The organism is Allobosea sp. (assembly GCF_048595345.1).
Lineage (GTDB): Bacteria > Pseudomonadota > Alphaproteobacteria > Rhizobiales > Beijerinckiaceae > Allobosea.
The window spans coordinates 1-12,789 of record NZ_JBMDWH010000151.1 but is presented as its reverse complement, the minus strand read 5'-3'; the positions used below and the strand labels follow the sequence as shown (position 1 = coordinate 12,789).

At 67.6% G+C, this 12,789-nt stretch carries 11 protein-coding genes and 1 tRNA gene; 4 read left to right on the top strand and 8 right to left on the bottom strand.

Going from position 1 to position 12,789, the window contains the following annotated elements; genetic code table 11:
• Positions 1–413 (bottom strand): ABC transporter substrate-binding protein (locus ACOJTB_RS14075; protein ID WP_420103153.1); only part of this gene is annotated, 413 nt, incomplete at its 3' end.
• 456 nt (positions 414–869) lie between these two features.
• Between ACOJTB_RS14075 and ACOJTB_RS14070 the strand changes: the two genes are divergently transcribed.
• A tRNA-Gln gene (locus ACOJTB_RS14070) sits at positions 870–943 on the top strand.
• Between the two features lie 338 nt (positions 944–1,281).
• On the opposite strand, the gene ACOJTB_RS14065 is transcribed toward ACOJTB_RS14070, so the two are convergent.
• The 3 genes from ACOJTB_RS14065 to ACOJTB_RS14055 form a co-directional block, all read right to left on the bottom strand.
• Positions 1,282–1,578: a hypothetical protein gene (locus ACOJTB_RS14065; protein WP_420103152.1), complete on the bottom strand. Its 297-nt coding sequence runs from the start codon at positions 1,576–1,578 to the stop codon at positions 1,282–1,284.
• Positions 1,578–1,739 carry a hypothetical protein gene (locus ACOJTB_RS14060; protein ID WP_420103151.1) on the bottom strand — a complete coding sequence of 54 codons (162 nt, stop codon included), beginning with the start codon at positions 1,737–1,739 and terminating at the stop codon, positions 1,578–1,580. Before ACOJTB_RS14060 ends, ACOJTB_RS14065 begins: the two co-directional genes overlap by 1 nt.
• 100 nt (positions 1,740–1,839) lie before the next feature.
• A complete protein-coding gene (locus ACOJTB_RS14055) occupies positions 1,840–2,877 on the bottom strand; it encodes a DUF6538 domain-containing protein (RefSeq protein WP_420103150.1) in 1,038 nt (345 codons plus the stop codon).
• 400 nt (positions 2,878–3,277) lie between these two features.
• Between ACOJTB_RS14055 and ACOJTB_RS14050 the strand changes: the two genes are divergently transcribed.
• The gene (locus ACOJTB_RS14050) at positions 3,278–4,390 is read left to right on the top strand and encodes a M20 family metallopeptidase (RefSeq protein WP_420103149.1); all 1,113 of its coding nucleotides are present in this window, start codon (positions 3,278–3,280) and stop codon (positions 4,388–4,390) included.
• A gap of 114 nt (positions 4,391–4,504) precedes the next feature.
• Here the strand turns inward: ACOJTB_RS14050 and accC are convergent, their stop codons facing one another.
• The 3 genes from accC to ACOJTB_RS14035 form a co-directional block, all read right to left on the bottom strand.
• Positions 4,505–5,866, bottom strand: a complete 1,362-nt coding sequence (gene accC / locus ACOJTB_RS14045; RefSeq protein ID WP_420103148.1) for an acetyl-CoA carboxylase biotin carboxylase subunit — start codon at positions 5,864–5,866, stop codon at positions 4,505–4,507.
• 29 nt (positions 5,867–5,895) lie between these two features.
• Positions 5,896–6,363 (bottom strand): acetyl-CoA carboxylase biotin carboxyl carrier protein, encoded by a 468-nt coding sequence (gene accB, locus ACOJTB_RS14040; RefSeq protein WP_420103147.1) that lies wholly within the window; start codon positions 6,361–6,363, stop codon positions 5,896–5,898.
• A 310-nt stretch (positions 6,364–6,673) separates the two neighbouring features.
• On the bottom strand, positions 6,674–7,477 hold the full coding sequence (locus tag ACOJTB_RS14035) for a DsbA family protein (protein ID WP_420103146.1): 804 nt from the start codon (positions 7,475–7,477) through the stop codon (positions 6,674–6,676).
• A gap of 211 nt (positions 7,478–7,688) precedes the next feature.
• On the opposite strand from ACOJTB_RS14035, the gene ACOJTB_RS14030 reads away from it, so the two are divergent.
• Entirely contained in the window at positions 7,689–8,873 is a 1,185-nt protein-coding gene (locus ACOJTB_RS14030) for a pyridoxal phosphate-dependent aminotransferase (RefSeq protein WP_420103145.1), read from the top strand.
• Between the two features lie 212 nt (positions 8,874–9,085).
• On the top strand, positions 9,086–11,335 hold the full coding sequence (locus ACOJTB_RS14025; RefSeq protein ID WP_420103144.1) for a mechanosensitive ion channel domain-containing protein: 2,250 nt from the start codon (positions 9,086–9,088) through the stop codon (positions 11,333–11,335).
• A gap of 125 nt (positions 11,336–11,460) precedes the next feature.
• Here ACOJTB_RS14025 and ACOJTB_RS14020 read toward each other — a convergent pair.
• On the bottom strand, positions 11,461–12,789 hold a 1,329-nt coding region (locus tag ACOJTB_RS14020), incomplete at its 5' end, for a ribonuclease E/G (RefSeq protein ID WP_420103143.1).

Genomic DNA, 12,789 nt, shown 5'->3' with positions numbered 1-12,789 from the left:
TTCTTGTTGCAGGCCTTGCCGGCCATGGTGGAGGGGCCGGCATTGGGGCTGATCAGGAAGGCGCCGGAATCGAGCACCGGCTTGGCGATCGCGCCGAGAATGTTCGAGAAGACCGGGCCGACGACGAAGGCCGGCTTCTCGGTCTCGACATAAGAGCGCACGCGCTCCACCGCGACGTCGGGTTTCAGCTCGTCGTCGATGACGGTGATCTTGACCGGCACGCCGCCGAGCTTGCCGCCATTCTTGTCGACCGCGAGCTGGAAGCCGTCGCGCACCTGCTGGCCGAGCGCCGCGCCGGGGCCGGAGAGGACGCTGACGACGCCGATCTTCATCGGCTCCTGCGCCTGCGCGCCCACGATCGAAAGAGCCAGAGCCCCGCAGCTCAGCGCGAGTGAAAGCTTGAACGTCGTCATCGAGACCCTCCCGGGGTGAACAGGCGACAAATGGCGCGACCGGCTCCCTCAAGCCTTATACGTCGGCGCTTGCCGCATATTGTTTCAAGCTTAAAATAATCGCAAGGGGCGCATCGGCGAAATTCGGGCCGTTACGCGAGGCGCTGCGAGGCCGATCGCGTGGCCTGCGGCAGGCCGGCCCCGCGCTCCCCGAGCCGGAAGCGAGGCGCTCGAGAATCCGGAGCGCCTCCGGCCCGAGCCGTCCTGTCCGGCCAGGAGTACGCAGGCTGGCCGCCGTCCCCGCCCTAGCGGCGGCTCGCCCTGCCGGTATAGGGCTCGGCACCGCCGGCGCTGCCCGCTTCCTACGTCGGCGGCCGGCATCACAATCATCCGCCGCCGGCTCATTTCCGACTTGCCAAGCCGGACCACATTGATTAGACCCCGCCTCACCAACGCAGGCGCCAGCCGCCGCACCGTTGGGGGATCGTCTAACGGTAGGACCCCAGACTCTGACTCTGGTTGTCTAGGTTCGAATCCTAGTCCCCCAGCCACTTCGCTAAGTGGTTGATTTTAAAGCGAAATTCAGAAGTGCCGTAACGGTCATCCGTAACAGTCGGATGTGGCGCGACAGCCTGTCGCGGCTATTCGAAGCGTCGCGGCTTGAACGCCGCAACATTGGGCACCGTGAGCTTGACCACTCGCCGTTCGCTCGCCGGATTAGAAATCGTTGCGGAAGACAATGACGGTCATGAAAACGACGAGGGAAGCCATTTGACAGGCGCCGCTCCGGGCTTTGTTGCTCGATTGAGAGAGCGCGGCCTAACTACTTGATAGAGCAAGGCCCGCCGATCTGCACCGGCGGGCCTCTTGTCGTAATTCGCCCTGGGTTTCAGACGGTGTGCTGCGTCGCCGCCCGAACCTTGATCCGGGGCTTGGGCCGGTTGAGCGGGATGACGTTCGCGTTAGCGGACGTGCTGGCCTCGAAGCGATTCTGCCACTCCCGCATCGCGGCCAGCGGCGGCCCGGAGCGCGCCGGAGGCTGAAGGCGGTCCACGATCTCCTCAGCGAGGAAGTAGAGGTCGACTTCCTCATCGCCCATCATGGCGTCCTCGATCATCTCGGCAACGTCAGAAATAGCGACGACGCGCTCGGTCGGCTCATAGGGCTCGGGGAGAATGATAGGCATCAGGCGGCCTCCCTCGCGATCAGCTCTTCGCGGATATAGTTCTTTGCAAGGTGATGGAGGTTCGTGAAGCCGATCCTATTCGCCGGCATCCGGCCGTAACGAATGAACGGCCGGATACGGCGTGCCAGGCTCACCGGCATGGGGACGTCGTGGCCCTCCATGACCTGCGCCGCCTTGAGAAGGCCCGCGTAGGTCGCGCTCGTCGGGTTCCTGCAGAACTCGCTAACGGCGCTCTCGGCACGCTCGATCGCACCAGACTGCTTAAAGTAGCCGTGGATGAAGCCCCGGATGTCGTCTGCGGCACCCTGGAAGTTGTCGATAGCGGTTGATGGTCTTCGGATCGATGGTCGCCCGGCCGAGCTTCTGATTCGCTGCGATGACCTCCTTGAACTTCAGGTTCTTCAGCGCCGTGACCTGCTTTGCCATCTTCGGCATGAGATACAGCTGATCGCGCCATTCGGCCACGTGCTTCCGGCGAAGCTGATCTACCGGCAGGTCCTCGCCGACGAACTCCGCGAAAAGCTGGATCACGCCCTTGTTCTGGCTGATCGTGTCGGGGCTGATGTCGCTGGCGCGCTGCTTCAGGAAGCGGTCGTAGTGGTCCATGATGCGGGAGCCGGGGAGGGCGGCCTTGGGCTTCTCTGCACGCTTGATGAGCGGATCGGTTACTTCGTCAGACCAATCCATCTTGTCGCGCGCATCGGCGTTCCGCAGGAACTGCATCTCGGCCCGCGCGACACCCAGTGCCACCTTCCGATAGGTCGGGCTCGTCTTCGGCAGGACAGCGCGATAGGCGGCGACGTGCTCGTCCACGCTCTCCGCGACGGCCTCCAGCGTCTTGTTCGGATCGCCGCTGGTTAGCAGCCTGCGCGACCGCTCGCGGAGCTTCCTGTAGGTTTCGATGCGATCCCGAATGTCGGCGAAGGCCCGATAGGCGCCGATGTCGTATTCACCGAACTCGGCTTCCATTTCACGCCAAAGCTCGTCCAGCTGCTCATCGCTGAGGTTCTGCTCGCGGAACCGCTCGTCGTTCTCGATAAACTCGGAGTAGTGCTTCCAGGCGATGGCGCCGACATCGTTCTCCACGATCTCCCGGCCACGCCGGCGGGCTGCAAATTCGTCCTGGATCGCCATGTATACGGCCGGCGCCTTCACCTTGGCCTCGGCCGGCGAGGCCGTGCCAAGCGACTTCCAGATCTCGGTGCGCCCATACTCCTTCGTGAGGTCCGACGGGATGGTGACGCGCACATAATACCGGGCTGAACCGGCGCGCTTGTGGATGTAGGTCGCGAGGGCCAATTTCGGGATTCCCAGCCAGTCCGTAACATCTCACCGTAACAGTTGTCCGTAGCAGTTCAAAGGAAAATATGTTAAGTAATTGAGGGCATTGCGCGGATTTCCTCTGGTTGAGAAAGCCCTAGTCCCCCAGCCATTGCGCTCCTTGCGAACGCGCGGCTTTAAGATCATTGACCAATCGATTGATTTCGAAGCGGTTGTCCGCTTTGCGCTGCTGCGTAGCGCAGGCTCCGGCGGTCTCGGCGTCATCATGCCCACCGGGGGGCGTTCAAGAGCGACGGGGCTGCTGCTCCTTCATTTGCCGGCCTCGTCGGCCGGCTGGGCCCGGTTCATGCGATCCCCATCTGAGGGGTCTGCGGCCGAGCCCTTGCGGCTTCGGCAGACCTGTCGGACAACCTTCGGCATGATGACCGCGAATCCTGCCGCCGCCCTGTCCCATTGGCTCGCCGTCGAGAGCCCCACGAATGATCCCGCCGGGGTCAACCGGATGATGGATCTCGTCGCGCAGGAGGTTGCCGCCCTGCCGATCGCCGTGGAGCGCGTTCCGGGACGGGACGGTCTCGGCGATATGCTCGTGCTCCGCGCAGGCCCCGACAACGGCCGCCAGCCCGCATTGCTGATGTCGCATCTCGACACGGTTCATCCGCTCGGCACCGCGGCCGGCGATCTGCCGGTGCGCATGGAGGGCGACCGGCTCTACGGCCCGGGCGTCTACGACATGAAGGGCGGCGCCTGGCTCGCACTCCAGGCGTTCAAGCAGGTCGCGGCTGCCGGCTTGGCGAGCCGTCCGCTCGTGTTCCTGTTCACGCCGGACGAGGAGATCGGCTCGCCGACGAGCCGGGGCCTGATCGAACAGATCGGCCGCGAGGCGGCCGCCGTGCTGGTGACCGAGCCGGCGCGGCTCGGCGGCAAGATCGTGACGGCGCGCAAGGGCGTCGGCCGCTTCGAGGTCAAGCTGGAAGGCCGTCCCGCCCATGCCGGCTCCCGCCACGCCGATGGCCGCAGCGCGATCCGCGAGGCGGCAAGGCAGATCCTCGCGATCGAGGCGATGACCGATTACGCCAGAGGCATCACCACCAGCGTCGCGCTGATGGGCGGCGGCACCGCCGCCAATGTGATCCCCCAGCATGCCTGGTTCAGCGTCGATTGCCGCGTCACCAGCCTCGCCGACGGGGTGATGATGGAAAGCCGCATCCTCGGCCTGGCGGCGCATGATCGCGATGTCGCGATCCGCGTCACCGGCGGCATGAATCGCCCGCCCTACGAGAAATCCGCACCGGTCGCGGAACTGTTCGAGACCGCGCGCCGCGTCGCCGCCGGGATCGGCCTCGATCTGCAGGACTGCCCGATGACGGGCGGCGGCTCGGACGGCAATTTCACCGCGGCGCTCGGCGTGCCGACGCTGGACGGGCTCGGCATCGACGGGGACGGCGCCCACACCTTGCAGGAATATGCGCTGATCTCGTCGATCGCCCCGCGCCAGGCCCTGATCAAAGGGCTGCTGGAGACGCTCTGAGGCCTTTCGTCTCGGAGCCGGCCGGCCAAGCCGCGGATATCGATGTGAGCTTCGGAAAAGAAAGGAGCCCCTCGCGCAACGAGGGGCTCTCCGTGTTGAAAGCGGCTCGGAGCCTCAGCCCTCGGCGTCGCCCATGCCGCCGGCGGCGAGGAATTTCTCGAGCCAGTGGATGTTGTAGTCGCCGTTGAGGATGTCCGGGTTGCGCACCAGCGTGCGGAACAGCGGCAGCGTCGTATCCACGCCGTCGACGACGAATTCGTCGAGCGACCGGCGCAGGCGCATCAGGCATTCCTCGCGGTTGCGGCCGTGGACGATCAGCTTGCCGACCAGCGAGTCGTAATGCGGCGGGATGGTGTAGCCCTGATAGGCGGCCGAATCGACGCGCACGCCGAGGCCGCCGGGTGTGTGGAACGAGGTGATCTTGCCGGGGGATGGCCGGAAGCTGGCCGGGTGCTCGGCATTGACCCGGCATTCGATGGCATGGCCCTCGATGACGATGTCCGACTGCTGGAGCGAGAGCGGGGCGCCCGCGGCGATGCGGATCTGCTCGTTGACGAGATCGATCCCGGTGATCATCTCCGTGACCGGATGCTCGACCTGGATGCGCGTGTTCATCTCGATGAAGTAGAACTCGCCATCCTCGTAGAGGAACTCGATCGTGCCGGCGCCGCGATATTGCAGCTCGCACATCGCCTTGGCGCAGATCTCGCCGATTCGCTCGCGCTCGCCGGCGTTGAGGGCGGGCGAGCCGCCTTCTTCCCAGACCTTCTGGTGGCGGCGCTGCAGCGAGCAGTCGCGTTCGCCGAGATGGATCGCGTGGCCACGCCCGTCGCCGAGCACCTGGATCTCGATATGGCGGGGCTTTTCGAGGTATTTCTCGATGTAGACCGCGTCGTCGCCGAAATTGGCCTTGGCTTCGCTGCGCGCGGTGGCGAGCAGGACGGCGATTTCCTCCTCGGTGCGGACGACCTTCATGCCCTTGCCGCCGCCGCCGGAGGCGGCCTTGATGATCACGGGCAGGCCGATCTCGCGGATGATGCGCAGCGCCTCGGCCTCGTCGGCGACGCCGCCCTCGGAGCCCGGCACGCAGGGGATGCCGAGACGCTTGGCGGTGCGCTTGGCCTCGATCTTGTCGCCCATCGAGCGGATATGCTCGGCCTTGGGGCCGATGAAGGTGATGTTGTGCCGGTCGAGAATCTCGGCGAAGCGGGCGTTCTCGGACAGGAAGCCGTAGCCAGGATGGACAGCATCGGCGCCAGTGATCTCGCAGGCGGCGATCAGGGCCGGGATGTTGAGATAGCTGTCGCGCGCCGCCGGCGGCCCGATGCAGACGCTTTCATCGGCGAGGCGCACATGCATGGCGTTGGCGTCGGCGGTCGAATGCACCGCGACGGTGGCGATGCCGAGCTCCTTGGCTGCGCGCAGCACGCGCAGCGCGATCTCCCCGCGATTGGCGATCAGGATCTTGTCGAACATCTTCAAACCCTGCCCGGATTCGGCCGCGCTCACTCGATCACCAGCAGCGGCTCGCCATATTCGACTGGCTGCCCGTCCTCGACCATGATCGCGGTCACCGTGCCGGCGCGGGGCGCGACGATGTCGTTGAAGGTCTTCATCGCCTCGACGAGGAAGATGCGCTCGCCCTGCTTCACCACGCTGCCGATCTCGACGAAGGGCTTGGCGTCGGGCGAGGGGCGGCGATAGGCGGTGCCGACCATGGGCGAGGTGACGGCGCCGGGATGGCCGGCGCCCGGCTTGGCATCGGCAGCGGCCGGCGCGGCGGCGGGAGCCACCTGCAGCGGAGCGGCCGCGACCGGCATGGAGGCCGGAACATGCACGGTCGCGGACAGGTTGCGCGCGACGCGCACGCGCAGATCACCCTTTTCCACCTCGATCTCGGTGAGATCGGTCTGGGTCAGGAGCTGCGCCAGCTCTCGCACGAGTTCGGGGTCGATCGGGCTCTTGGTCGCCATGGCGGTGTCACCGTCTTCTGATGGTCGTCCGACGCGCGTCGGGTCGCGGTCGATCGTCTGGAGGGGTATGGCGGCCGGAGCCGCGAAGGGGGCGTTCAGGATCGCTGCGGCGGCCCGGCCGACGGCGCCGATGCCGGGCGAAGCCGGAGCGAGCCAGATCGGGACAGGGCAGGGCAGGCGACCGGCAAGGATGTCGATTCCATGGGCCGCGCGCTGCGGCGGACGCCGCCATCATAAACGCTGGGGGCGGGCTGGGGAAGCCTGATGGCTCCCATGCCGGCCCGCTCGCAGGCTCAGGCCATGCAGGGCCTCAGCCGGAGCATTCCGTCTTGCCGCATTTGCGGACTGAATCGATCTTCTGCCGCAGCGCGGCCTCGCCGACCGCGCCGAAGACGATCTCGTCGCCCACGATGAAGGCCGGCGTGCCGGTGAGGCCGAGCCGATCGCCCAGCGCGACGGTGTCCTCGATCGCGGCCTTGGTCGGCGCCGCTTCCATCTCCTTGCGGACGCGCTCGATATCCGCGCCCGCTTCCTTGGCGATTTCAAGCGCTTTGGCCGCGTTTACGCGCCCCTTGAAGCCCATGAGCTTGTTGTGGAACTCGAAGTACTTCTGGCCCTGCAGCTGGTTCTTGACCGCGACGGCGACGCGGCTGGCCTCGACGGAATCAGGACCGAGGATGGGGAAGTCCTTGAGCACGACCTTCAGCTTCGGGTCGGCCTTCGTCAGTGCCGTGACGTCCTGCATCGCCCTTTTGCAGAAGCCGCAATTGTAATCCATGAACTCGACGAGGGTGACGTCGCCTTCCGGATTGCCGATCACGATGGAGGTCGCCGGGTCGGTGATGCGGGCCTTCTCGGCCGCGACGGCATTGCGCTGGGCATCGGCCTGAGCGACCGTGTTGCGGCGCTCCAGCTCGACCAGCGCATCCTGCACGATCTCGGGATTCTTCAGGATCGTTTCGCGGATGAGGTCGGTCACAGCCTTGCGCTGCTCGGGCGTCAGCGGTGCCTGCGACTGGGCGAGGGCAGGCTCGGCCGCCATGCCGGCGCCGAGCCAGAGGCCGAGCGCGAGGCCGGCGGCCTTCAGCGGGCCGGACAAGGTCGGGAAAGCCATGGTCGATCCTTTCGTGACCGGGGGCGGGCTCGCGGGCTCCGCGCCGGAATAGTCATGGGGCGAGCTTGTGGGCATTTGCGGGCAGGCGTCAAATCACAGCTTAGCCAGCCGACAGGGTGCCGCTGCGAGCCCGGCTGGTCGTAGCCAGCGGCGCTTGCGGTGGCAGATCGGCTCGGTTACGCCGTGCCGCTCTCCAGCTGCGGACAAGACGATGACAGACCTGCCTTCAGCGATCGTGCCGGCCCTGGCGGACCGCGCAGCGCGCGTCGCGCCCTTCATCGTCATGGATGTGATGAACCAGGCCGCCGCGATCGAGCGTGCGGGGGGATCGGTCGTGCATATGGAGGTCGGCCAGCCCTCGGCGCCGACGCCGTTGTCGATCCGCAACGCGGTGTCGCGCGCGCTGGAGCACGGGCGCATCGGATACACGCAGGCGCTCGGGACGGATTCGCTGAGGGCACGCATCGCCCGACATTACGCCGAGGCCTATGGCGTCGATGTGGCGGCCGAGCGCGTCGTCGTGACGACGGGCTCGTCGGGCGGGTTCATCCTCGCCTTCCTCGCCTGCTTCCAGCCCGGCGCGCGCATCGCCATCACGGCGCCCGGCTACCCCGCCTACCGCAACATCCTGATCGCGCTGGGGCTGGAGCCGGTCGAGATCCCTGTCGGCCCGCAGACGCGCTTCGCCCTGACCTCCGATCTCATCGAACAGGCGCATCGCGAGGCGCCCCTCGCCGGCGTGCTGACGATGAGCCCCGCCAATCCGACCGGCGTTGTGATGACGGCGGAGGCGATTGCCGAGGTCGCGGCCTGCTGCCGCCGGCTCGGCCTGTGGTATGTCTCAGACGAGATCTATCATGGCCTGACCTATGAGGCGCCGGCTACGACCGCGCTATCGGCCGATGCCGACGCGATCATCGTCAACTCCTTTTCCAAATACTACTGCATGACCGGCTGGCGGGTGGGCTGGCTCGTCGTGCCGCAACGGCTGGTGCGCACGATCGAGCGGCTGCAGCAGAACCTGTCCATCTCCGTGCCCTATCTCAGCCAGGTGGCCGGCGAGGCGGCCTTCGACGCAGGCGAGGAGTGCGAGGCGATCAAGGCCGGCTATGCGGCAAACCGCGCCTTCCTGCTCGGCACGCTGCCGCAGATCGGGCTCCCGGACTTTCTGCCGGTCGACGGCGCCTTCTACATCTATCTCGACATCGGCCGGCACGCGAACGACTCCATGGCCTTCTGCCGCGAGGCGCTGGAACAGGCCGGCGTCGCGATCACGCCGGGCCTTGATTTCGATGCCGGCCGGGGCGCCCGGACGGCGCGGCTCTCCTTCGCCGGCTCGTTGACCGAATGCCAAGAGGCCGTCTCCCGGCTCGCCGATTGGCTGAAGCGCCGCTAGGTCGTCGGACCGAAAAGTGCAATCCGCTTTTCGGGGGCGTCGGATGCTGCAGCGATCTCTGATTGCATCGAGCCCGTGTCGTTACGGAAGCCCGATGGCCTGAAGCGCTTGCCAGATCGCGGTCGGGCACAACATGCTGCGGATCTGTGACCGTCGCGCCACCAACCGCGGCAGGGGTCGCCCGCACGGGCGAGGGGCTGGGGAGCTTGACGATGGGTTGGCGTAGCCGATTGCGCGCGATTTTCGTGGCGGCAGGAGCTATTTCCTGCCTGTTCGGCCTGGGCTCGACCGGCCGGGCGCAGGATCCGGTCGTCCTCACCCTGCGCGGCAACGAATCGGCCGAGACCATCGACCGTCTGGTCAAGGCCTTGTCGGTGGATGGCCGCCGGGTCGAGATCCGGCTGGCGCAGCCGGCGCAACCCGCCGCCGCTTCCGCATCGGCCCCAGCGCCGGTGCCGGCCGCGCCGGCACCGGTCCCGCCCAAGATGGACGACATGCTGCCTGCGCAGATCGATGCGGTCATCGACCGCGTGATCGACGGCGTCGGCTACGGCAATCAGGCGATCCCCGCCATCGCGACCCTGCCGCAGGCCTGGACCGAGGCCTGGGGACGCAACCGCAACGGCGTGGAGGGCCTGTCCGCCGGCTCGCGCGTTGCGCTGATCCTCCTGCTGGCTCTGTCGATCGGCCTGGCCTTGCGCCGCCTGGCCTTCGGATGGTTCGCTCGCCGCCAGGAGCCCAGAGGCACCGCCTTTACGCCGAGACTGGTCGCGGCCTCCTTCGGGCTGGCGCAGGACGTGCTGACGATCGCGCTGACGCTGATGATCGTGCGCGTGGCGCGCAATGCCTGGTTGCCCCATGCCGATCTGGCGGCGACGGCGCTGACCATGGCCACCAACGGTGCCGCCATCGGCGCCTTCTACATCGCGGTCGGCCGCTTCCTGCTCGCTCCGGGTCGCCCGGAGCGGCGCCTGATGCCCCTGCCGCGGGCCGAGCATCATTTCCGCCTGTTCCTGTTCTATTCGGTCGCAGCGCCGGTCGTCGTCGTCAGCATCCTGCTGGCCCATCATGTTTCGACGGGCCCGTTGCCGGGCGCGGGGCTGATCGCCGTCACGGGCCTGGCCATGATGCTGTTCAAGCTCTGGTGGTTCTACGATCTGCGCCACGATCTTGCGGCGCTGATCCTCTCCGGCGCGCCAGCGCCGGGCCTGATGCGGCGCTTCGCCGCCGCGGGGCTGCCGGTTTTCTACATGGTCGCGACGGTGGTGCTGTGGGCCGTGGAGGCGGGTGCTTCCATGATGGCCAATGGCGGCCGTTGGACACAGGCCGCGGCGCTGACGGAGATCGGACTGGTCATCCTGCCGATCCTGGCCGTTGGCGTGTCGAACCTGCTGCATTGCCGGGCCATGCACCGGGTTGTCGGCGGTTCGACGACCCCGCTTTCGCGGGCGACCGCCGAGGCGATCGGCGCCGGCGCGGTCGGGCTGGTCTGGGCGGCGGGCTTCTTCTTGATCGCCCGGCTCTGGGCGGGGCTGCTGCTCGGGGTCAGTTCCGACCAGTTCGTCGCGTTTTCGCGCCAGGTGGCGGGCGTCGCCCTGCTGGGCTTCTCCGGCTGGGTGCTGCTCGTCTTCCTGCGCGCCTTTTTCGACGCCTATGCGCCCCAGCGCCACGCCAGCGGCCCTCTGGACGAAGACGCCGTCCCTGACGACCTCGTGCCCAGCCGGCTCGCCACGGTGCTGCCGGTGCTGCGCGGGGTGGTGCTCGTGGCGGTGTTCGGCCTCACCGTGCTCGTCGTGTTGGCGCGGCTGGGGGTCGATATCGGGCCGTTGCTCGCCGGCTTCGGCATTCTCGGCCTCGCGATTTCCTTCGGCTCCCAGGCGCTGGTGCGGGATATCGTCTCGGGCGTGTTCTTCATGCTCGAAGACGCCTTTCGTGTCGGCGAATATGTCGATACCGGCAGGCTCAAGGGCACCGTCGAGAAGATCTCGCTGCGCTCCATGCAGCTTCGCCACCAGAGTGGCCAGATCCACACCGTGCCCTTCGGCCAGATCACCTCGCTCACCAATGCCAGCCGCGACTGGGCGACGGTGAAATTCAATGTCCGGCTCGACCACTCGGCCGATCTGGAGCAGGCGCGCAAGGTCATCAAGAAGACCGGGCTCGCTCTGCTGGAAGATCCGGAATTCGCGCCCCATTTCATCGCCCCGCTGAAGATGCAGGGCGTGGCGGACATCACCGACAGCGCCGTCGTGATCCGCCTGAAGTTTACCGGCAAGCCGAACCAGGCCTCGACATTGCAAAGGGAGGCGCTGAAGCGGGTCTATCGCGCCCTCAACGAGGCGCATGTGCCCTTCGCGTCCAATGCGGTGACCGTGCGCGGCGGGGAAGGGCGCCCCTCCGACGCCGCCGCCGCGATCACGGCCATTCCGCCCCCGACACCGCTGGCGCCGGCTGCGGGTTGACGCGGCGGCCGAAAGGGCGCCGACCGTCCGTCCCTTACCGCATCCGCCCCTTACCGCAAGCGCATGAAAAAGCCCGCTGCCTTGGCAGCGGGCCCTTTATTTTGGGATAGCGGTGCCGATGAGGCTCAGGAACGACCCGCGAGCCGGTTCCACCAGCCGCCGCGCTTGGGGCGCGTCGGATCCGGCTCCGTCAGGACCACCGCGACGGGCTCCTCGGCCGGGCGCCGCGCCGGGGCGGTTTCCGGCTCGCCGGCCGGCGCAGGGGCCTCTGCAGCGGGGCTCGCCTGCTCGGGCTCGGCGGCAACCGGCGCCGGCTGGCCTTCGGCCTCGACCGGCAGATCGGCGGCGGAAGCGGCGCCATCCTCGGTGATCGGCACAACCTTCTTGCGCGAACGGCTGCGCTTGGGCTTTTCGGCGGGCGCCTCGGCGGCGACCGTCTCCTCCACCTCGGCCTTGGCCGGAGCAGCCTCGGCCTCGACCTCTGCCTTGGGCTTGCGGGCGCGGCTGCGCTTCGGCTTGGCAGGGACAGGCGTCTCATCGATTTCGGGCGCGGCGGCCTCGACGGCCGGCTCCTCGGTCACGATAGCGACCGCAGCCTGTTCGGCCGGCGTCTCGCTGCCGCCTTCGGCCGCGGCATCGGTGTCGTCGCCGCCATCGCCTTCTTCCGACTCGCCTTCGGCCTGGTCCGCCTCGAACTGGCCCTGACCGTCCCGATCACCGCCGCGCCGACGCCGACGCCGGCGGCGGCGCTTGCGGCCGCCGTCGCGATCGGTCTCGCCGCGTTCGCCCTGGGCCTCGGCGGCGGGTTCCCCGTCGCCGGACTCGGCATCGAGCGCCTCGGCCTCGGCCGCCGCATCCAGCGCCTCGTCGTCGAGATCGGCTGCGATGGCCTCCGCCCGGATCGCCGGCACGGGGGCCACACGGCCTTCATTGCCGACGAACTCGCCGCGCTCGACCTCGAAATAGCGGGTGCCGAGCAGGGTGGAATCGGTGGTGATGCTGATCGCCACGCCGAAGCGGGTTTCCAGATCGGTGAGGTGGGCGCGCTTCTGGTTGAGCACGTAGAGCGCCACTTCCGGCCGGGTGCGGACCGAAAGATTATGCGCGTTGCTCTTGATCAGCGCTTCCTCGAGCGCGCGCAGGATCTGCAGCGAGACCGAGGAGGTGGAGCGGATCATGCCGGCGCCGGCGCAATGCGGGCACGGCACCGAGGAGCTTTCGAGCACGCCGGTGCGGATGCGCTGGCGCGACATCTCCAGCAGGCCGAAGGCCGAGATGCGGCCGATCTGGATCCGCGCGCGATCGTCCTTGAGGCACTCCTTCAGCTTCTTCTCGACCGCCCGGTTGTTCCGGTTCTCCTCCATGTCGATGAAGTCGATGACGATCAGGCCGGCGAGGTCGCGCAGGCGCAGCTGGCGGGAGATTTCCTCCGCCGCCTCGAGATTGGTCTTGAG